This is a genomic window from Streptomyces sp. CHD11 (assembly GCF_018638295.1).
In the GTDB taxonomy this organism is placed as follows: domain Bacteria; phylum Actinomycetota; class Actinomycetes; order Streptomycetales; family Streptomycetaceae; genus Streptomyces.
In genome coordinates, this window is sequence record NZ_JABTTS010000009.1 from 276,990 (window position 1) to 296,384 (window position 19,395).

Consider the following 19,395-nt stretch of genomic DNA (forward strand, 5'->3'; position numbering starts at 1 on the left):
TGGGCAGTCATGGCGCATTCTTTGCGTGACTCCGCGGGAGGACGGCGTGAGAGGATGGCCACTTCGGGAACCCAATTCATCACCGCGAGGCATAACTTACGGTCCCGTAGGTACGATGCGAGACATGACTGCGTTCGTCCCCGACGCCCCCGCGGACCCGCCGGCCGACGGCTCCGGCCCGGTGGCGACCTCCCTGCCGCACCCCGTCAAGCCCAAGCTCCGCGGCTGGCTGCACCTGGGCATGTTCCCCGCCGCCCTGATCGCCGGCCTGGTCCTCACCGCCTTCGCCGACTCACCCCGCGCACGACTGGCCTGCGGGGTCTACGCCCTCACGGCGTGTCTGCTGTTCGGCGTGAGCGCGCTGTACCACCGGGGCGACTGGAGCCCCCGCATGGACGGGCTGCTGCGCCGCCTCGACCACGCCAACATCTTCCTGATCATCGCGGGCACCTACACCCCGCTGACCATCCTGCTGCTGCCGGACTCCAAGGGGCAGTGGCTGCTGTGGGGCATCTGGGCGGCCGCCGCCGCCGGGATCGTCTTCCGGGTCTTCTGGGTCGGCGCCCCCCGCTGGCTCTACACGCCCTGCTACATCGCCATGGGCTGGGCAGCCGTCTTCTTCCTCCCGGACTTCATGCGCGCCGGCGGCATCGCCGTGCTCGTCCTGGTGGTCGTGGGCGGCCTGCTCTACAGCGCGGGCGGGGTCATCTACGGCCTCAAGAGGCCCAACCCCTCCCCCCGCTGGTTCGGCTTCCACGAGGTCTTCCACTCGCTCACCCTGGCCGCCTTCATCGCCCACTACGTGGGGATCTCCCTGGTGGCGTACTAGCACGTCCAGGGCTCGCCCGCCCACGAGAAGGCCGCGGTGGCGACACCGCGGCCTTCTGCCATACGGGCATGCCCCGGCCACGGGAAATCCCGGGGACCAGGGGCCAGGACATGACATCCTTGGCCGGGTGAACGGTCCCGAGATCCATGTCGCCCTCGACCCCGGGCTGCTGCTCTTCGTCCCCCGGGCACGGCCCACCGGTACCACGACGGCCGTCACCGACGGCGTCGCCGGCCTCGGCCACGTCATCGAGTCCCTCGGAGTCCCGCTGACCGAGGTCGGCACGCTGCTCGTGGACGGCCGTGAGGTGCCCGCCGGGCATGTCCCGGCCGCGGGCGAATCGGTCACCGTCCGCGCGCACACCCACCCCCAGCGGGTCCCGGGCGCTCCCCTGCGGTTCCTGCTCGACGTCCACCTCGGTACGCTCGCCCGCCGGCTGCGGCTGCTGGGCGTGGACACGGCCTACGAGTCGACCGACATCGGCGATCCGGCGCTGGCCGCGCGGTCCGCGGCGGAGAAACGGGTGATGCTCAGCCGCGACCGAGGGCTGCTGCGGCGGCGTGAGCTGTGGGCGGGGGCCTTCGTGTACAGCACCCGGCCGGAGGAGCAGCTCACGTACGTGCTGGACCGGTTCGAGCCCGAGCTGCGGCCGTGGACACGGTGCACCGCCTGCAACGGGCTGCTGCGCGAGGCCGGCAAGGAGGAGGTCGCCGACCAGCTGAAGGGCGGTACGCACCGTACGTACGACGTGTTCGCGCGGTGTACCGACTGCGGGCGCGCGTACTGGAAGGGCGCCCATCACGAGCAACTGGTCGCCATCGTGGACCGGGCGGTGGCGCTGCGCTCGCAGCGCCGCTGACCGTGCGCGCCGGGGGGACCCGCGGACCGGTGCCGGCCGGTCGCGCCCACGGAGCCGCACGCCGGTACGGCCCCCGCCCCCCGAGGGAGCGCTTCAGCGCACCCTCACGTCCCCCTCGCCACAGGCCGTCCCGTCACGGTTCCGGTCGAGCTTCAGCGGGTCGTCCCCGCCGTTGAGCTTCAGGGGACCGTAGTCGTGGTCCTCCAGCCACGCGCAGCGGGCCCTCGTGGTCGGCTCGACCCCGGCGGGGAACACCGCAACTCACGCTGCCCGGCTGGTCGTTCAGCTTTCGAGCGCCGTGCGCAGCCGGTCGGAGTCGGTCGTCGGCGCGTCACAGGTGAAGTTCCGGCAGACATACGCGGCCGCCCCGCCGTCGACGAGGGGACGGCCGGCCAGCAACGGGAACTCATCGCTCCCCGGGATCCCGACGGCGACCACCGCACCGGGCGCGGCACCCAGAAGTGCCGTACGGTGCAAGGTGGTTGTGGCCGGGTCGTCGAGCGCCGGCCCCACCACCGCGACCTCCCGCGGACCGTCCAGCACGGCCTCGGCGACCGCGAGCCCCCACCCGATGAACCGCGGCACCCGCGGCCCGAGCGCCTTCACCACCCCCAGCGCCCGCTCGGCGGCGGTGCGGTGCGGTTCGGATCCGGTGTGCGCGGCATAGCCCAGCAGCGCGCCGGCCGCGGCGGTCCAGCCGGAGGGGACGGCGTTGTCGGTCGGATCCTGCGGACGCCGGATCAGCCGCTCCGCGTCGGACGCCGTGTCGTACAGCGCACCCGACTCGTCGTCGGTGAAGCGGGCCAGGATGTGGTCGGCCAGCAGTCCGGCGAACTCCAGCCACACACCCTCTCCGGTCACCGCCGCGAGCGCCAGGAAGCCCTCGGCGACGTCGGCGTAGTCCTCCAGCACGCCCGCGTTGGCACCGACGTGACCGTCCTTGCTGGTGCGGGCGATACGGGCCTGCTCGTCGAAGTGCAGCCGCACCAGCAGGTCACCGGCGGCGACCGCGGCCTCCGTCAGGTCCGGCCGGTCGAAGTAGGCGCCCGTCTCGGCGAGCGCGGCGATCGCCAGCCCGTTCCAGGCGGCGACCACCTTGTCGTCCCGGCCCGGAGCGGGACGCAGCGCCCGCGCCGCGAGCATCCGCTCCCGGATGTCCTCGATCCGCCCCGCGTCGACCACCTCGTCGCGCTGCGGCAGCCGCAGCACCGAGGCGCCCTCCTCGAAGGTGCCGTCCTCGGTCACCCCGAAGTACCGGGCGGCGAGCCCGGCGTCGTCCTCCCCCAGCGCCTCCCGGAGCTGCGCCGGCGTCCACACGTAGTACGCGCCCTCGACGTGCTTGCCCGTGCCGCCCTCCCGTCGCCCGCCATCCCCTTCCCGACCACGCCCTTCGGGCGACACCACCTCTTCGCTGTCGGCGTCCAGAGCGGACGCGAACCCGCCCTCCGCGGTGCGCAGTTCCCGCACCATGAAGTCCGCGGTCTCCAGCGCCACCCGCCGCGCCAGCTCGGAGCCGGTGGCCCGCCACAGATGCGCGTACACCCGGCACAGCAGCGCGTTGTCATAGAGCATCTTCTCGAAGTGCGGCACCACCCAGTCCCGGTCCACGGAGTACCGGGAGAAGCCCCCGCCGAGCTGGTCGTAGATCCCGCCCCGTGCCATCCGCTCACAGGTGTCCCGCGCCATCTGCAGCGCGCCCTCGGCGCCGGTGCGGGCGTGGTGCCGCAGCAGGAACTCGAGCACCATGGACGGCGGGAACTTCGGCGCCCCGCCGAACCCGCCGCGCTGCGGATCGTACTCACGGGTCAGCCCCAGCAGCGCCTGCGCCAGCTCCTGCTCCCCGGGCACCTGGTCGTCGCCGTAGGAGAGCTCCCGCTCCGCCAGGTCCCGCGTGATCTTCCCGGCGACCTCGTCCACCTCGCCCCGCCGCTCGTCCCAGGCCTGGTGGACCCCCTGGAGCACCTGCCGGAAGGACGGCATGCCGTGCCGGGGGGCAGGCGGGAAGTACGTACCGAAGTAGAACGGCTCGGCGTCCGGGGTGAGGAACACGGTCATCGGCCACCCGCCGTGCCCGGTCGCCGCCTGCACCGCCTCCATGTACACGGCGTCCACGTCGGGCCGCTCCTCGCGGTCCACCTTGACGCTGACGAAGTGCGCGTTCATGGCGTCGGCGGTGTCCTGGTCCTCGAAGGACTCGTGCGCCATGACATGGCACCAGTGGCAGCTCGAATAGCCGACGCTGAGCAGCACCGGCACCTGCCGCCGCCGCGCCTCCTCGAACGCCTCCCGGGACCACGGCCACCAGTCGACCGGGTTGTCGGCGTGCTGCAGCAGGTACGGGGACGTCTCTTGGGCCAGTCGGTTCGGCATGGTGTCCATCCTGCCGCAGTACCCGCCGCGGAGCCCGGCAGCACACAGCCGGGAGATCGGGCCCTCTCCACACGGCGGCCCCCACGCGACACACTTGTGAGCAGGGAACGCGGCCGGGACCGGCCGACGCCGCCGGAGGGGGACATCACATGCGGGACAGTCAGCGGGCGGACGCCGAGCGGCTGTTGGCGCGGGCCGTGGAGGAGGAGGTGCGCCGGTCGGGCGGGCGCACCGACGGAAAGGTGCTGCTGAGCCGGGCGCGCGGGGCGCTGGACACGATGGCGCAGGCGGCGGCCGAGGAGTACGCGGCGTACACGCGCGCCCTGGACGAGGCGGAGGCCGGCCGGCTCACCTTCCGGCAGCGCTACGCCCGCGACGGTGCCGGCACTCCGCTGCTGGTGGCCGGGGTCGCGGGGGTCGCCGCCGTGGTCGCCGACATGGCGCTCGGCACCGGGACCGGGACCGCGCTGGGCGCGGGTGTGGCCGTCGGGGTCGCCGGCGCTGCGGCGACCGTGGTGAAGGTGGCCGGCACCCATGTGCCCGCCGCCCATCACCGGGCCGGCGCGGTGAGCCAGCCCGGCGGACCGGACCAGCTGCGGCTGCAGTGGCTGACGGCGCTGGAGGTGCGCGGGATCCGCCCCTTCCTGGACCAGCAGCGGGTGCTGGCCGCGTCCACCGGGCCGAAGAAGGCGGGGCCCCGGCTGCGCGGCGCCGACAAGAGCGCGGCGGCCCGCGGGCGCAGTGTGCTGGGGCAGTCGTTCGGCCGGCTCCCGGAGCCGCACGGCCCGTTCGCGGGACGGCGGCAGGAGATGGCGCGGATCAGGCAGTGGGTGCAGGCGGCCCGCGCGAGCACCGAGACGCAGCCGACGGTGGTGGTGCTGCACGGGGCGTCCGGCAGCGGCCGTACGACTCTTGCGGTGCGGGCCGCGCACGAGCTGAGGGACCACTTCCGCGGTGCCTGTGTCGTCGATCTGCGCGGCGACAGCCCGGGGGAGCCCCCGCTCTCCACCCGGGACGCGCTGCTGCATCTGCTGAACCGGCTCGGCGCCCCCCGCGAGCAGCTGCTGTTCCGCGAGCGGTCCTCGCCGGACCAGCAGGTCAGGCGGCTGAGCGAGCTGTACCACCAGCATCTGACCGGGACGCCGGTCACGGTGGTGCTGGACGACGTCTCCGACCCGCAGCAGGTGCGCACGCTCATTCCGGAGCGGTCCGAGAGTCTGGTCCTGGTCACCTCGCGGGCGCCCCTGGGACTGCCGGACGATCTGCCGGCCCGCGTCCATCAACTGCCGGTGGAACCGCTGGACGCGGCGGGTGCGGAGGAGCTCCTCGCCGCCGCCGCGCAGGACACCTCGGGTCCCTACGACGCCGAGTCCGCGGAGCGGGTGCGGGACCTGTGCGGGGGTCTGCCGCTGGCGCTGCGGATCGCCGGTGCGGCCCTGGGCCCGCGCTCCCCGCTCGCGCTCGCCTCCGATCTGGGGGCGTACGGGCCCGTCGATCCGGTCGAGCGGGCGTTGTGGCTGCGCTACACCGACCAGCCGGAGACCGTACGGCGGCTGCTGCGGCGGCTGGCACTGGCCGGGCGGGCCTCGCTGGGGGCCGCGGCCGCCGCGGCGCTGCTCGCCACCGACGAGACCGAGGCGACCCGGCATCTGACGGCGCTGCACCGCGCCGGACTGATCGACCGCGTGCGGCACAGCCGCTACCGGCTGCACGACCTCGTCCGCGCCTTCGCGCTGGCCCGGCTGCTCGACGAGGAGGAGCCGGCCGAGCGTACGGCGGCGCAGGAGCGGCTGATCGTGAACTACGCGGAGCTGGCCGACTCGGTGCTGCGGCTGGTCGACGGCAACGTGTCGACCCGCTCGGACCACTTCGGTCCGTACGGCTTCACCTCGCTGGACGAGGCGCTGCGCTGGCTGGACGACGAGTCGAGCTTCATCACGGCGGCGCTGCGGCATGCGGAGGGCGTGGACCGGGCGGCGGTGCTGAATCTGCTGGGCGCGCTGTGCGACTACTGCCTGCTGCGCGGCGACCTCTACCGGCTCGGGGAGATCAACGAGCTGGCGCAGGCGGTGGACGAGGGGCTGCTGGTGCGCTCGGTGCAGTGGCGCACGGGCATCGCGGCACGCCAGCTGGGCGAGCTGGACAAGGCGCGGACCACGCTGACCTCGGTGGTCGACCTGTACCGGGAGGCCCAGCACGAGGCGGGCGCGGCGCGGGCGCTGACCTCGCTGGGCATCACGTTGCACCATCAGGGGAACCTGACGGACGCGTCCGCGAGGCTGCGGGAGGCGATGGATCTCCAGGCGGCGCCCGAGCTGGCCACGGACCGCGCCTGGACGATGCACGCGCTCGCGGCGGTGGAGCGGGACCGGGCGCGGCTGGCCGAGGCGCTGGACCTGCTCACCGGGTCGCTGGTGCTGCACCGGGCGGGCGAGTCCGTGCACGGGCAGGCGTGGGCGCACTTCCAGCTGGGGCAGCTGAACCTGCGGACGGGCGATGTGCCGCGCGCCGAGGGCGAGCTGCGGACGGCCCTGGACCTGTACGGCCGCACCCGCGACGCCCGCGGTGAGGCGTGGGCGCTGACGGAGCTGGCGCGGGCCCGGCTGGTCGACGGCGACCCGGCACCGGCGGTGGAGGAGCTGCGGCGGGCCGCCGCCCGGCACCGGGACAACGAGGACGCCCGCGGTGAGGCGTGGACGCTGTACTACCTGGGGCAGGCGCTGGAGGAGACGGGTGACCTGGACCGTGCGGTGCGTGAGCTGGAACGTGCCCGCACGATGTTCTCCCGGATGCGGGACGTCTACGGTCTGGCCTGCGCCCGGCACCACTCGGCGCGGGTGACCCGGGACCAGCGGGCGGCGCAGACGGGTTCGCTGCGCAACTCCGGGTTCGCCCGTCAGCTCCTCGTGGACGCGCGCGCCGACTTCCAGCGGATCGGGGTGGCCCACGGAGAGGCGTGGACCTGTCTGGAGCTGGCGGTGGTGGACGCGGGCAACGCGCGCACACCGCAGGCGCTGGCCCTGTGCGACGAGGCGGTCACGCTGTTCGTGTCGTACGGCGACCGGCGCGGCGAGGACTGGGCGCGCTTCCTGCGCTGCACGCTGCTGCCGTACGCGGCCCCGGGCGGTACGGAGGTCGGTACGGCGGTGGCCCAGGAGGAACTCTCCGAGCTGGCCCGCGCCGTCCATCCGGCCCGCGACGGCAAACTGACCGACTGCATGGAGGCCTACCGGCTCCTCCTCGAGCGGGGCGTCACCCTGGAGGCCGGCTGGCAGGCCTGGCACCTGGGCCTGGTCCCCGGCCGCCAGGCCCGCGAGGTCATGGGAGTGCCGGTCACCTCACACGCGTGACCGGACGACCCGGCGCGAGCCCGGACCCTCGCGCCGCTCCCCTCGCCCCGCCGCGGGCAGTCGCGCCTCCCCGGGCGGGCGCGACGGCACCGCGACAGCGCGACGCCTCCCGGTTCACACCGGCACGGGGTGCCGAGCGTCACACCGCCCACCACCCGGGGATCAGCGGTCACCCTAGGTGGCCGAAGTCGTACCGCCGTCGGCCACCGCGACGTCCTCCGCCCCGCTCCGGGGCTCCGCGGACTCCTCGAAGTCCACCCGCCCCATGTGCCGGTTCATGGACTTCATCAGTCCCCACACCGCCAGAGCCATCACCGCGAACACGATGAACCCGAGAACACCGGGGGTCACCTTGTCCTCGTCGAGTTCCTTGGCGAGAGGCACCAGGTGGGTCATTGCCAGGCTTGCGCTTGCGCTCATATCAGGCATTGTCCCGGATGCCCGCGAAGAGGTCGTCCTCGGGGAGGGAGGTATCGACGAGCGACTTCGCCAGCTCGTACTCCTCCGTCGGCCAGACCTCCCGCTGGATCTCCATCGGCACCCGGAACCAGCCTCCGTCCGGATCGATCTGCGTGGCGTGCGCGATCAGCGCCTTGTCCCGGATCTCGAAGAAGTCGGCACACGGCACATGCGTGGTCAGCGTGCGCTCCTTGCGCTCGAACTCGCTCCAGCGCTTGAGCCAGTCCCCGTACGGCGACTCCAGGCCGCGGTCCAGCAGCGCCTGGTGCAGCGCCTCGGTGCGGGGCCGGTTGAAGCCCTGGTTGTAGTAGACCTTCATCGGCCGGTACGCCGGACCGTACTCGTCCTCCGGGTACTTCCCGGTGTCCGCCGCCCCCTCGAACGCCACCATCGTGACCTTGTGGGTCATGATGTGGTCGGGGTGCGGGTATCCGCCGTTCTCGTCGTAGGTGGTGATCACCTGGGGGCGGAAGGAGCGGATCTTCCGCACCAGTTCGCCGGCCGCGTGGTCGACGTCCTCCAGGGCGAAGCAGCCCTCCGGCAGCGGCGGCAGCGGGTCGCCCTCGGGCAGGCCGGAGTCGACGAAGCCGAGCCACTCCTGCTTCACGCCCAGGATCTCGCGGGCCTCGTCCATCTCCTTCTTGCGTACCTCGTGGATGTGCTCCTCGATGTACGCGTCGCCCTGCAGCTTGGGATTGAGGATGGAGCCGCGCTCCCCACCGGTGCAGGTCACCACCAGCACGTCCACCCCCTCGGACACGTACTTCGCCATGGTGGCCGCGCCCTTGCTCGACTCGTCGTCGGGGTGGGCGTGCACGGCCATCAGTCGCAGCTGGTCAGTCAAGACTCATTCCTCAAGTCATGGCGCGCCCTGTGTGCGGCGGCGCGGTCGCGGGCTTCTATAGTGACCGAATCGGGGGACGAATAATTCCGGGGTCCGGATCCCGGGAACCGTCGAGGGACGGCGCTCCCTTCCTGCCGAGGAGACGATCATGAGTACGTCGAGCACGCGGCTGCCCGAGGGCCGTTACGGCCGCTCCTCGGACGAGCGTGCCGACCGCACCCTCAAGGCCGTCGGCGCCGTGCTGTCGGTGCTGCTGCTCGGGCTGATCGGCTGGTTCGGCTACCACTACGTGGCCCAGAACGAGATCAGCGGCGAGATGATCGGTTTCGAGGTCTCCGACGACTCGGTGAAGGTGCACCTGGAGGTGCACAAGGACGCGGGTGCCGCCGGGTACTGCACGGTGCGCTCGCAGGCCGCGGACGGCGCCGAGGTGGGCCGGGCCGATTTCCGGTTCGAGGAGGACGCCACGCGCATCGACGAGGTCGTCACGCTGCGCACGACCTCGCCGGGCACCAGCGCGGAGCTGCTCGGCTGCCACGCGGACTGATCCGCCGGGGAATACCCGGCAGGTGACCTGCGCTGACGGGAGTCTGGTGGCTTATGTCCTCCCCCTGCGGGCACGTAATTGTTAGGCTCGTGGTTTCGCCCATCCCTGGAGGACCATCCTTCTGGGTAGGGCGTTGCTTTGTATTTCCCAGTACCTACGAGGAGCACCTGTGACCCAGACCAGCGAGAACGTCACCTGGCTGACCCAGGAGGCGTACAACAAGCTCAAGGAAGAGCTTGCGCACCTTACTGGTCCCGCGCGCACGGAGATCTCCGCCAAGATCGCCGCCGCGCGCGAGGAGGGCGACCTGCGCGAGAACGGCGGGTACCACGCGGCCAAGGAGGAGCAGGGCAAGCAGGAGCTCCGGGTGCGCCAGCTCACCCAGCTCCTCGAGAACGCGAAGGTGGGCGAGGCTCCCGCGGCCAACGGCGCGGTGGCGCCCGGCATGGTCGTGACCATCGCCTTCGACGGTGACGAGGACGACACGCTGACCTTCCTGCTCGCCTCGCGCGAGTACGCGAGCGCCGACGTGGAGACGTACTCGCCGCAGTCCCCGCTCGGTTCCGGCGTGATGGGCCACAGGGTCGGCGAGGACGCGGAGTACGAGCTGCCGAACGGCAAGAAGGCCTCGGTGAAGATCATCAAGGCCGAGCCGTACAGCGGCTGACCCGCACCGCACGTCCCTGACGGGCCCCCGGCACCCCTGAGTGGCGCCGGGGGCTTCGTCATGCCGCGGCCGAGCGGTACTTGCGCACGGCGAGGGTGCGGAAGAACACGATGATCAGGACCGAGTAGATCAGCGAGGCCCACACCGGGTGCTGCATGGGCCAGGCGTCCGAGGGGGACACTCCCGGGTTGCCGAAGAGCTCGCGGCAGGCCTGGACGGTGGCGCTGAACGGATTCCAGTCGGCGATGTGGCGCAGCCAGGGGGTCATGTTGCTGGAGTCGACGAACGCGTTCGACACGAAGGTCACCGGGAAGAGCCAGACGAGTCCGCCGGAGGTGGCCGCCTCGGGCGTGCGGACCGAGAGGCCGATCACCGCGCCGATCCAGGTGAACGCGTACCCGGTCAGCAGCAGCAGGCCGAACGCGCCGAGCACCTCACCGATGCCGGTGTGGGTGCGCCAGCCGACCAGCAGGGCGACCGCGGCGAGCACGAGCAGGGTGAGCGCCGTCTGCACCAGGTCGGCGAGGGTGCGGCCGGTGAGCACCGCGCCACGCGCCATCGGCAGGGAGCGGAAGCGGTCGATGAGCCCCTTGTGCATGTCCTCGGCGATGCCCGCACCGGCTCCGGCGGTGGCGAAGGTGACGGTCTGGGCGAAGATGCCGGCCATCAGGAACTCGCGGTAGACCTGCGGGCTGGTGCTGCCGCCGATGTTCATGGAGCCGCCGAACACATAGGAGAACAGCACCACGAACATGATCGGCTGGATCAGCCCGAAGATGACCACTTCGGGGATGCGGGCCATGCGGATCAGGTTGCGTTTGGCGACGACCAGGGAGTCGCGGACCGACTGGCTGATCGCGTTCGCCGGGGCCGTGGTCCGCACGGCGTCGGTGACGGCACTCATTTCGCGCTCTCCTTACCGGGGCGGTCTCCCCTGCTCTGTCCCGTGGTGTCGCGCGCACCGTCCGCGCCCGCGTCTTCGTACCCGGCTTCGGCGACATGTCCGGTGAGGGAGAGGAAGACGTCGTCGAGGGTGGGGCGGCGCAGACCGATGTCGTCGATCTCGATGCCGTCGGCGTCGAGTTCACGGATGATCTCGGCGAGCAGCTTCGCTCCGCCGGAGACCGGTGTGGTGATCTTGCGCATGTGGTCCTCGACGGTGGTGTCACCCTTGCCGAGGCCGCGCAGGCTGTACTTGTCGAGGAGCGCGGAGGCGGCCGCGATGTGCTCCCGCTCGTGCACCACGACCTCGACGCGCTCGCCGCCGGTACGGGCCTTGAGCTGGTCGGAGGTGCCCTGGGCGATGACCTTGCCGTGGTCGACGACCGCGATGTCGTGCGCCAGGTGGTCGGCCTCCTCCAGATACTGCGTGGTGAGCAGCAGTGTCGTGCCCCCGGAGACGAGCTGCTTGATCACCTCCCACAGCTGCTGGCGGTTGCGCGGGTCGAGGCCGGTGGTCGGCTCGTCCATGAACATCACCGGCGGCGAGACGACCAGGGCCGCCGCGAGGTCGAGCCGGCGGCGCATGCCTCCGGAGTAGGTCTTCGCGGTACGGTCGGCGGCGTCCGCGAGGTTGAACTGCTCCAGCAGTTCGTCCGCCCGCGCCTTCGCCGCCCTGGCCCTCATCTGGTAGAGCTGTCCGACCATCTGCAGGTTCTCGCGGCCGGTCAGATACTCGTCGACGGCGGCGAACTGCCCGGACAGGCCGATGGAGCGGCGCACGGCGTCGGGGTGCTTGAGCACGTCGATGCCGGCGACGACGGCCCTGCCCCGGTCGGGCCGCAGCAGGGTGGTGAGGCAGCGGACGGTGGTGGTCTTGCCCGCGCCGTTCGGCCCGAGCAGGCCGAGGACGGTGCCCTCGGGGACCTCGAGGTCGACGCCGTCCAGTGCCTTTACGTCTCCGAAGGTCTTCACCAGACCTTCGGCATAGATGGCGCCTGGCATATGAGTCTCCACGTCGTCGTGATTCTTCGGAAAGCCTGGGTGTGCGTGCTTCGGTGTGCTGAGATCTCTCGTACGGCACGGCGGCGGGTCGGGCCGGCCGTGCGGTGACCCGAGACACACCGTAACGCGATGTATCGCGTCTCTCAATGGAATTGATTGACTCGAAGGAGTGACGCGACCCCCGGCGTCAGTCCAGGACGGTGTGACCCGCCTCGCGCAGCGCCTGTTCGACCTCGGCGCAGTGCGCGGGACCCCTGGTCTCCAGGTGCAGCTCGACCTCCGCCTCCGTGAGCCCCAGCCGCGGATCGGTACGTACATGGCTCACGTCGAGCACATTGGCATCGGCCACCGACAACGCCCCGAGGAGCGAGGCCAGAGCGCCCGGACGGTCCGCCAGACGCAGCCGGACGGCCAGGTAACGGCCCTGCGCCGCCATACCGTGCCGCAGCACCCGCTCCATCAGCACCGGGTCCACATTGCCGCCGGACAGCACCGCGACGACCGGCCCCTCGAAGGCACCGGGACGGCTCAGCAGCGCCGCGACCGGACTGGCCCCGGCTGGTTCGACGACCAGTTTCGCCCGCTCGAGGCAGAGCAGCAACGCGGCCGACAGCTCGTCCTCGGTGACCGTGCACACCTCGTCCACCAGCTCGTCGACGATCCCGAACGGCACCTCGCCGGGCTGCCCCACCCTGATCCCGTCGGCCATCGTCACCGGGTTGTCCACCGGCACCGGGCGCCCGGCCGCAAGCGAGGGCGGATACGCCGCCGCGCCCGCCGCCTGCACCCCGACGATCCGCACATCGGGCCGCAGCGCCTTCACCGCGACCGCGACGCCGGCGGCCAGCCCGCCCCCGCCGACACCGACGACGACCGTGCGCACCTCGGGGCACTGCTCCAGTATCTCCAGGCCGACCGTGCCCTGGCCGGCGATGACGTCCGGGTGGTCGAAGGGGTGGATGAACACCGCCCCCGTCTCGTGCGCGTACTCCCTCGCCGCGGCCAGGGTCTCGTCCACCACCTGGCCGTGCAGGCGCACCTCGGCGCCGTACTCCCGGGTCGCGCTGACCTTCGGCAGCGGGGCCCCCTTCGGCATGAACACCGTGGACCGCACCCCGAGCAGCCGCGACGCCAGCGCCACCCCCTGCGCGTGGTTGCCCGCGCTCGCCGCGACCACGCCGGCGGCACGCTCCCCGGGCGACAGCCCGGCGATCCGGACGTACGCGCCGCGCAGCTTGAACGACCCGGTCCGCTGGAGGTTCTCGCACTTCAGATGCACCGGTGCGCCCACCGTCCGGGACAGGTGCCTGCTGCCCTCCATCGCGGTGCACCGGGCCACGCCCGAGAGCGTCTTCCGGGCGCCGCGCACATCGTCGAGAGTGACGGTCCGCAGGGACGGGGCCGTGCTGTGGCTCATCACCCCAGCATCGCAGTTCCCGGCCGGGCGTGACGGGTGCGACCGGTCCGCGGACCACCGCTTTGCCCAGCGCCGGTACGGCCCGCCGCCCCGGCGCGTACCCTGTCCCCCAATTAGCAGCCCTCCACGAAGTGAGCCTTCGGCCATGCCCCCAACACCTGAAATGTCGATGGACATGACGACGGACCCGACTGCCGTCGGTGACACGGGTCTCCTCGACACGCTGCAGCACGAAGTGGCGCTGTTCGCCCGCCGCGCCGAACAGACGCGGCTCGGCGGGGTCGGCCAGGTGCGCAACTCGATGGACCGCGCGGCATACCTGCTGCTCAACCGCCTCCACAAAGAGGGCCCGATGGGCGTCAAGGCGCTCGCCGCGAGCATGGGCATCGACTCCTCCACGGTCACCCGTCAGGTGGCACCGCTGGTGGACACCGGTCTGGTGAAGCGGACCTCCCACCCCGAGGACGGGCGTGCGGTCGTGCTCCAGCTGTCTCCGCGCGGGCAGTCCCGGCTGGAGGAAGTGCGCTCCTCACGACGTCAGTTGATGGCGGAGCTGACGGAGGACTGGGCGCCGGAGGAGCGGGAGGCCTTCTGCGCGCTGCTCACGCGCTTCAACGGAGCGTTGTCCTCCCGCATGGCCGCACACGACCGACCGGACTCCTGACGCTCCCGGATGCCGGCCCCTCCGGCATCCGGGAGCGGGCTCCGGAACGAGAAGAGCCGGCCCCTCCGGCGTTCGAGGAGCGGGGCCCGGGGCGGAGACCCGGTTTCGGGACGGGAAGGGCCGCGGGGGCGGAAAATCCCCGGCCCTTCCCCCGTGCGCACCCCTTGACCGCAGGGCGCGCCCTGCCCTGATATGAAGCAGGGTCCCCGCCGCGCCCGGCCGGGACCCGTTCCCCCAGGGTGACGGGAGGCGCGGTTGCGACCACGGCACACGCCCGATGACACCACCCGCGCCCGTGAGTTCGAGGCCTACGTCGCCGGCGCGGGCGGCCGCCTGCTGCACACCGCGACCCTGCTCACCGCGGAGGCCCGTAACGACAACCCGCGCGCACGGCACCTGGTGACCCTGTCGCTGGCCCGTACGTACGCCTGCTGGGACCGCCTGCACGGCGAGGACCCCTACGACCACACCCGCCAGGATCTGGTGGCCCGGTACGCGCGCGGGGCCTGGCACCGGTACGGCGGACCGCTCCGCTCCCGCTCCCGCCCCACCGGCCCCCTGGCCACGCTCAGCCCGCAGGAACGTCTGGTCCTGGTGATCCGCCTGTACGAGGGCGTGGACGGGGAGCGGACGGCGGCGCTGCTCGGACTTCCCGTCGAACGGGTCCGGACCATCTTCAACCGCGCGATGGCGACCGTGCTGCGCCCGGCCCGCCCGCAGCCCCCGGCCGTGAGCGGTGTCGGGGCGGTGCCGTCATGACCCGCCCGTGCCGGCCCAGCGGCGCGAGCGGCAAGGGGAGGCGGAGATGAACCGGCTCAGCCGTGAGGCGACCGTCCGGCGCATGCTGGAGGGCACACCCCCGCCGGTGCCGCCGGGCCTGCACGCGGAGGCGACCCGGCGCGGCGCCCGCATGCTGCGGCGCAGGACGTTCCTCCGCCGCGCGGTCTGGCTCCTGCTACTGGCGGCGACCGTGGCGTTCGTGGTGTGGGCGGTCACGGTCCGCCCCTGGGTGGAGCCGCCCTCGGAGACGACCCCACCCCTCACAGGCTGGTGAACCCGGCGGCCGGTGCGGCCGCACGGAGTTCCCGCAGGCCCCGCCCGCCCTACCGGCCGAGCGCCTGCTGGAGGTCCTCGAGCAGATCGTCGGCGTTCTCGATGCCCACGGACAGGCGCACCAGGTCGGCGGGGACCTCGAGCGCCGATCCGGCCACCGACGCGTGCGTCATCCGTCCCGGGTGCTCGATCAGGGACTCGACGCCGCCCAGGGACTCACCGAGAGTGAACACCCTGGCCCGGTTGCAGACCTCCACGGCCGCCTCCTCGCCGCCCTCCACGCGGAAGGAGACCATGCCGCCGAAGGCCCGCATCTGCTTGGCGGCGACCTCGTGACCCGGGTGGTCCGGCAGTCCCGGGTACAGGACGCTCGTCACGCGGGAGTGACGGCCGAGCATGTCGGCGACCTTCGTGGCGTTCTCACTGTGCCGGTCCATGCGGACCGACAGCGTCTTGGTGCCGCGCAGCACCAGCCAGGAGTCGAAGGGACCGGAGACCGCGCCCATCGCGTTCTGGTGGTAGGCCAGCTCCTCGCCCAGCTCCGCGTCACCGGTGACCAGGGCCCCGCCGACGACGTCCGAGTGACCGCCCATGTACTTGGTCAGGGAGTGCACGACGACGTCCGCGCCGAGCGCCAGCGGCTGCTGGAGATACGGCGTGGCGAAGGTGTTGTCGACGACGAGCCGGGCGCCCGCGTCCCGGGCGACCTGGGCGACGGCGGCGATGTCGGTGATGCCGAGCAGCGGGTTGGAGGGAGTCTCCACCCATACGGCCTTGGTCTTCGGCGTGATCGCGGCCCGGACCGCGGCGGGGTCGCTGGTGTCGGCGACCGACCACTCCACTCCCCAGCGGGCGACGACCTTGGCGAAGAGGCGGAACGTGCCGCCGTACGCGTCGTTCGGGATCACCACGTGGTCGCCGGGGCTGAGCAGCGTACGCAGCAGGCAGTCCTCGGCCGCCAGGCCGGACGCGAACGCCAGGCCGCGGCGGCCGCCCTCCAGGGCGGCGAGGTTCTCCTCCAGCGCGGTCCTGGTCGGATTGGCGCTGCGGCTGTACTCGTAGCCGCCGCGCAGGCCGCCGACGCCGTCCTGCTTGTAGGTGGACACCTGGTAGATCGGCGGGACGACCGCGCCCGTCAGGGGGTCGGCGGTGTTGCCCGCGTGGATCGCGAGCGTCTCGAAGTGCTGACTGATGTGCCTGTCGCTCATGAGCCCCGAGGGTAGTGCGCGCACGGTGCCGATGACGGACACGCCGGAGCCGCGACGGCGGGCGCCGGGAGTTTTCCACAGGATCGGGCAGCGGGTTGGCCAATTGCCGACGTGGTCTGGTTCGCTGGTGACATGGAGATTCTCTGGGTCCTGATGGCGCTGGTCATGATCGGCTTCGTGGTGTTGCCTTTCCTCAGGCGCCGGCGCGGTGCGATGGGTCTGGTCCCGGCCGGCCATCCGGACGGGGCGGACCCGGCGAACTACGGCTTCGCGCTCGAGGAGGAGCTGGACATCCGTATGCCCGGCCCCGACCAGGACCTGCTGGACGTGCTGGACCTGGTGCAGCGCACGCAGGACTACCGCGCGGCGCGGCAGCTGCTGGCCGGCACGGCCGCGGAGAGTGAGCTGCGCTGGCAGCGCATACAGGCGTTCGCGGGCGCGGCCTCCCTGGAGCTGGCCCAGCGGCCCGGCGGGGCCGGCGAGGCGCCGGGCGGGCAGTGGCTGCGGGTGTGGCGGACGGAGGCGCCCAAGGACGCGGGGGGCGCCGCGGTGCACGCCGAGTTCCTCGTGCAGCAGGCATGGCGTACGGCGGCGCCCGGCACGGACGAGTTCCGGATCATCATGGAAGAGGCGAAGGCGGCCTGCGGCGAGGCGGCGCTGCTGGCCCCGGGTGACCCGGTTCCGTACATCGTGGAGCTCTCGGTGGCCCGCGGTCTGGGCTACGCGCAGGCGGACTTCGAGCAGGTCTGGCTGAAGATCCTGGACCGCGCCCCGGCGCACATGGGCGCGCACCTGGCCGCGCTGCACTACTGGTGCGAGAAGTGGCACGGCTCGCGGCAGCAGGCGTACGCGTTCGCGGAGGCCGCGGCGGCGCGGGCACCCCAGGGATCCCTGCTCGCCGCCATGCCGCTCTTCGCGGTGTTCGAGCATCTGCCGGAGGTGAACCTGGTCGCCGGTTTCCACCGGAGCGAGACGGTCACCAAGGCGGTGCACGGCGCGCTGCACGCGGTGCACTCGGCCCGCCCCGACGACCCGATGACGGCGCATGTGCGGCATCTGCTGGTCTTCTTCCTGGTCCGCGGGGAGCGCTGGGCGGAGGCCATGAGCCAGCTCATACACATCGACGGCCATGTGGGCGCCCTGCCCTGGACCCTGTCCCCCGACCCCGCCGCCGAGTTCGCGGTCCACCGCGCCCTGGCGGTCGCCGGCTACGAGGCGAACGGCGGCAACCCGGCGACCCTGCCGCACTGACCACCGGCCGGTCCGTGCCCGGTGCCCGGGGCCCTGGGGTCGAGGACCCGAGGCCCGAGGCCCCGAGCCGCCGTACCGGGCAGCAGGGTCCCGGCCGGCCCGCCCACGCCGCACGGACACGGCCGCCCGGTCTGCTCCGCCTCCCGCCGGCGCGGACCGGGACGACCGCCGGTGATCGTCGTACGGAGCGGGCCGTCGCCTTCCGTACGGGCCCGCCGCCCGTCCGCGCACCGTCGGCCCCGCGGCCGTACTTCCGTTTCGAGAGGGTCGACGTGTTGCCCGCCCTGTCGGCGATCCCGGCGTGGAAGAACTCCGTCTCGTGACCGTGCGGTTGACGCCTCAGCGCTCCTCGCGCCGCCCGGCGGGCCGTGCGGAGCAGCGGCGGGAAAGGCCGGTGCCCCCGTCCGCTCCCGGAGGAGGGGACGGGGGCACCGGCCGTGCGGGGTGGGTTCGCTCCGTGTCCGGAGGGGGCGTCAGACCGCCGAACCCGCCTTCCACTGCTCCCAGCTCATGTTCCAGCCGTTGAGGCCGTTGTCCGGGGCGATGGTCTTGTCGCCGGTGTTCTGGACGACGACCACGTCACCGACCATGGAGTTGTCGTAGAACCAGGACCCGGGCGTGTTCGGGTCGTTCGCGCCCTTGGCGTCGGCCAGACCGACGCAGCCGTGGCTGGTGTTGACGCTGCCGAAGATGGACTTGGCGCCCCAGTAGTTGCCGTGGATGAAGGTGCCGGAGGTGCTCAGACGCATGGCGTGCGGCACGTCCTTGATGTCGTACTCGCCCTCGCCGTCGTCGTCGGTGAAGCCCACCGTGGCGCCGTTCATCCGGGTCTCCTTGAACTTCTCGGAGATCACCATCTGGCCCTCGTACGTCTTGTTCTCGGGCGCCCCGGCGGAGATCGGGATGGTGCGGATGGTCTTGCCGTTCTGCGTGACCTTCATCTGCTTGGTCTTGGCGTCGACGTAGGAGACCTGGTTGCGGCCGGTCTTGAAGCTGACCGTCTTCTGCTGGACCCCGAAGACGCCCTCGGCACCCTCGACCCCGTCGAGGGCCAGCTTCAGGGTGACCGTGGAGTTCTCCTGCCAGTAGTCGTCGGGACGGCAGTCCATGCGGTTGGCGTTGAACCAGTGGCAGGCGACCTCCTGACCACTGGTGGTGGAGACGCTGATGCCCTTCTGGACGGCCGCCTTGTTGGTGATCGCCTTGTCGAAGTTGATCGACACGGGCATGCCCACGCCGACCGTGGTGCCGTCGTCCGGGGTGAAGTTGCCGATGAAGCTGTTGGCCTGGGAGACCGTGGTGAACGACGCGTTCTCGTGGGCGGCGAGGCCCTCGGAGTCCTCGGCGGTGGCCGTCACCTTGTAGGTGGTGGCGCGCTCCAACTGGCCGCTGGGCTTCCAGCTCTTCTTGTCGGCGGATATCTCGCCCTCGACGGCGGTGCCGTCGGAGGTGGTCATCTTCACCTCGGTCAGCGTGCCCTTGCTGACGGCCACGGTCGCGGAGTTGTTGATGGAGGCGCTGTTCGAACCGTCCTTCGGCGTGATCTTGATCTGCGCCTCGGAGGACTTCTGCGCCGCCGCCTCGTCGACCTGGGCCTGGGAGGTGTCCTTGCCGTCACTGCCGCCGGAGGCACTGTCGTCACCGCCGGAACAGGCCGAGAGCACCAGCACTCCGCCGAGCAGAGCGGACGCGGCCGCCAGACGCCTGCGCCGCTTACCGTCCGTCATCACACGCTTCTCCATCGTTGCCGAATCCCAACCCCACGGGTCCCCGGCGCGAAGCCGAGGGGCCCGTCCACAACCTTCAACGCTACGACCGGGTGATCCGGTTCCCCATGGCCCGCGAGTGTGGGGCTCACCACGTCCGCCGGAGCGGACGGCGAGGACGGCGTCTCTGCTCCCCTTGAGACGTCGCGGCCCCGGCGGCGGTTGCC

Annotated in this window: 18 protein-coding genes; 9 read left to right on the forward strand and 9 right to left on the reverse strand. The window is 72.1% G+C overall.

From position 1 onward, the window contains the following. Positions 1–124: 124 nt before the first annotated feature. A complete protein-coding gene (locus HTV45_RS11965; RefSeq protein WP_215205678.1) occupies positions 125–829 on the forward strand; it encodes a hemolysin III family protein in 705 nt (234 codons plus the stop codon). Between the two features lie 127 nt (positions 830–956). Further along, positions 957–1,688 (forward strand): Mut7-C ubiquitin/RNAse domain-containing protein, encoded by a 732-nt coding sequence (locus HTV45_RS11970; RefSeq protein ID WP_215205679.1) that lies wholly within the window; start codon positions 957–959, stop codon positions 1,686–1,688. A gap of 93 nt (positions 1,689–1,781) precedes the next feature. Here HTV45_RS11970 and HTV45_RS11975 read toward each other — a convergent pair whose 3' ends face one another. After that, positions 1,782–1,943 carry a hypothetical protein gene (locus tag HTV45_RS11975; RefSeq protein ID WP_215205680.1) on the reverse strand — a complete coding sequence of 54 codons (162 nt, stop codon included), beginning with the start codon at positions 1,941–1,943 and terminating at the stop codon, positions 1,782–1,784. A 27-nt stretch (positions 1,944–1,970) separates the two neighbouring features. Continuing rightward, complete coding sequence (locus HTV45_RS11980; protein WP_215205681.1) at positions 1,971–4,058, reverse strand: thioredoxin domain-containing protein; 2,088 nt, start codon at positions 4,056–4,058, stop codon at positions 1,971–1,973. 149 nt (positions 4,059–4,207) lie between these two features. On the opposite strand from HTV45_RS11980, the gene HTV45_RS11985 reads away from it, so the two are divergent. After that, the gene (locus tag HTV45_RS11985; protein ID WP_215205682.1) at positions 4,208–7,408 is read left to right on the forward strand and encodes an AAA family ATPase; all 3,201 of its coding nucleotides are present in this window, start codon (positions 4,208–4,210) and stop codon (positions 7,406–7,408) included. 174 nt (positions 7,409–7,582) lie between these two features. Here the strand turns inward: HTV45_RS11985 and HTV45_RS11990 are convergent, their stop codons facing one another. Both HTV45_RS11990 and mca read right to left on the reverse strand, forming a co-directional pair. Beyond that, positions 7,583–7,837 (reverse strand): hypothetical protein, encoded by a 255-nt coding sequence (locus HTV45_RS11990; RefSeq protein WP_215205683.1) that lies wholly within the window; start codon positions 7,835–7,837, stop codon positions 7,583–7,585. Next, entirely contained in the window at positions 7,830–8,711 is an 882-nt protein-coding gene (gene mca / locus HTV45_RS11995) for a mycothiol conjugate amidase Mca (protein ID WP_215205684.1), read from the reverse strand. The genes HTV45_RS11990 and mca overlap by 8 nt, the downstream gene beginning before the upstream one ends. Positions 8,712–8,859: 148 nt before the next feature. On the opposite strand from mca, the gene HTV45_RS12000 reads away from it, so the two are divergent. Together HTV45_RS12000 and greA are read left to right on the forward strand one after the other, a co-directional pair. Then, complete coding sequence (locus HTV45_RS12000; protein WP_215205685.1) at positions 8,860–9,258, forward strand: DUF4307 domain-containing protein; 399 nt, start codon at positions 8,860–8,862, stop codon at positions 9,256–9,258. A gap of 169 nt (positions 9,259–9,427) precedes the next feature. Beyond that, positions 9,428–9,925, forward strand: a complete 498-nt coding sequence (gene greA / locus HTV45_RS12005) for a transcription elongation factor GreA (RefSeq protein ID WP_215205686.1) — start codon at positions 9,428–9,430, stop codon at positions 9,923–9,925. Positions 9,926–9,983: 58 nt separating this feature from the next. On the opposite strand, the gene HTV45_RS12010 is transcribed toward greA, so the two are convergent. From HTV45_RS12010 to ilvA, 3 genes are all read right to left on the reverse strand, one after another. Next, entirely contained in the window at positions 9,984–10,829 is an 846-nt protein-coding gene (locus tag HTV45_RS12010; RefSeq protein WP_215205687.1) for an ABC transporter permease, read from the reverse strand. After that, positions 10,826–11,869, reverse strand: coding sequence for an ATP-binding cassette domain-containing protein (locus tag HTV45_RS12015; protein ID WP_215205688.1), 1,044 nt, complete (start codon positions 11,867–11,869; stop codon positions 10,826–10,828). Before HTV45_RS12015 ends, HTV45_RS12010 begins: the two co-directional genes overlap by 4 nt. 187 nt (positions 11,870–12,056) lie before the next feature. Further along, on the reverse strand, positions 12,057–13,286 hold the full coding sequence (gene ilvA, locus HTV45_RS12020) for a threonine ammonia-lyase (protein ID WP_215205689.1): 1,230 nt from the start codon (positions 13,284–13,286) through the stop codon (positions 12,057–12,059). A gap of 163 nt (positions 13,287–13,449) precedes the next feature. On the opposite strand from ilvA, the gene HTV45_RS12025 reads away from it, so the two are divergent. From HTV45_RS12025 to HTV45_RS12035, 3 genes are all read left to right on the forward strand, one after another. Then, a complete protein-coding gene (locus tag HTV45_RS12025) occupies positions 13,450–13,950 on the forward strand; it encodes a MarR family winged helix-turn-helix transcriptional regulator (protein WP_215205852.1) in 501 nt (166 codons plus the stop codon). 255 nt (positions 13,951–14,205) lie between these two features. Further along, entirely contained in the window at positions 14,206–14,709 is a 504-nt protein-coding gene (locus HTV45_RS12030) for a sigma factor-like helix-turn-helix DNA-binding protein (protein WP_215205690.1), read from the forward strand. Between the two features lie 46 nt (positions 14,710–14,755). Then, complete coding sequence (locus HTV45_RS12035) at positions 14,756–15,004, forward strand: hypothetical protein (protein WP_215205691.1); 249 nt, start codon at positions 14,756–14,758, stop codon at positions 15,002–15,004. Positions 15,005–15,053: 49 nt separating this feature from the next. Here the strand turns inward: HTV45_RS12035 and HTV45_RS12040 are convergent, their stop codons facing one another. Further along, complete coding sequence (locus HTV45_RS12040) at positions 15,054–16,211, reverse strand: cystathionine gamma-synthase (RefSeq protein ID WP_215205692.1); 1,158 nt, start codon at positions 16,209–16,211, stop codon at positions 15,054–15,056. 132 nt (positions 16,212–16,343) lie between these two features. Between HTV45_RS12040 and HTV45_RS12045 the strand changes: the two genes are divergently transcribed. Next, a complete protein-coding gene (locus HTV45_RS12045) occupies positions 16,344–17,462 on the forward strand; it encodes a hypothetical protein (protein WP_215205693.1) in 1,119 nt (372 codons plus the stop codon). 473 nt (positions 17,463–17,935) lie between these two features. Here the strand turns inward: HTV45_RS12045 and HTV45_RS12050 are convergent, their stop codons facing one another. Further along, positions 17,936–19,189: an Ig-like domain-containing protein gene (locus tag HTV45_RS12050; protein ID WP_215205694.1), complete on the reverse strand. Its 1,254-nt coding sequence runs from the start codon at positions 19,187–19,189 to the stop codon at positions 17,936–17,938. Between the last annotated feature and the right edge of the window lie 206 nt (positions 19,190–19,395).

Excerpts from the sequence above, each read along its gene's own strand:
- HTV45_RS11980 (WP_215205681.1), bottom strand. The coding sequence starts at position 4,058 with ATGCCGAACCGACTGGCCCAAGAGACGTCCCCGTACCTGCTGCAGCAC.
- HTV45_RS12025 (WP_215205852.1), top strand. The coding sequence starts at position 13,450 with ATGTCGATGGACATGACGACGGACCCGACTGCCGTCGGTGACACGGGT.
- HTV45_RS11965 (WP_215205678.1), top strand. The coding sequence starts at position 125 with ATGACTGCGTTCGTCCCCGACGCCCCCGCGGACCCGCCGGCCGACGGC.
- HTV45_RS12045 (WP_215205693.1), top strand. The coding sequence starts at position 16,344 with ATGGAGATTCTCTGGGTCCTGATGGCGCTGGTCATGATCGGCTTCGTG.
- HTV45_RS12015 (WP_215205688.1), bottom strand. The coding sequence starts at position 11,869 with ATGCCAGGCGCCATCTATGCCGAAGGTCTGGTGAAGACCTTCGGAGAC.
- HTV45_RS11990 (WP_215205683.1), bottom strand. The coding sequence starts at position 7,837 with ATGCCTGATATGAGCGCAAGCGCAAGCCTGGCAATGACCCACCTGGTG.
- ilvA (WP_215205689.1), bottom strand. The coding sequence starts at position 13,286 with ATGAGCCACAGCACGGCCCCGTCCCTGCGGACCGTCACTCTCGACGAT.
- HTV45_RS12035 (WP_215205691.1), top strand. The coding sequence starts at position 14,756 with ATGAACCGGCTCAGCCGTGAGGCGACCGTCCGGCGCATGCTGGAGGGC.
- HTV45_RS11985 (WP_215205682.1), top strand. The coding sequence starts at position 4,208 with ATGCGGGACAGTCAGCGGGCGGACGCCGAGCGGCTGTTGGCGCGGGCC.
- HTV45_RS12050 (WP_215205694.1), bottom strand. The coding sequence starts at position 19,189 with ATGACGGACGGTAAGCGGCGCAGGCGTCTGGCGGCCGCGTCCGCTCTG.
- HTV45_RS12040 (WP_215205692.1), bottom strand. The coding sequence starts at position 16,211 with ATGAGCGACAGGCACATCAGTCAGCACTTCGAGACGCTCGCGATCCAC.
- HTV45_RS12000 (WP_215205685.1), top strand. The coding sequence starts at position 8,860 with ATGAGTACGTCGAGCACGCGGCTGCCCGAGGGCCGTTACGGCCGCTCC.
- HTV45_RS12010 (WP_215205687.1), bottom strand. The coding sequence starts at position 10,829 with ATGAGTGCCGTCACCGACGCCGTGCGGACCACGGCCCCGGCGAACGCG.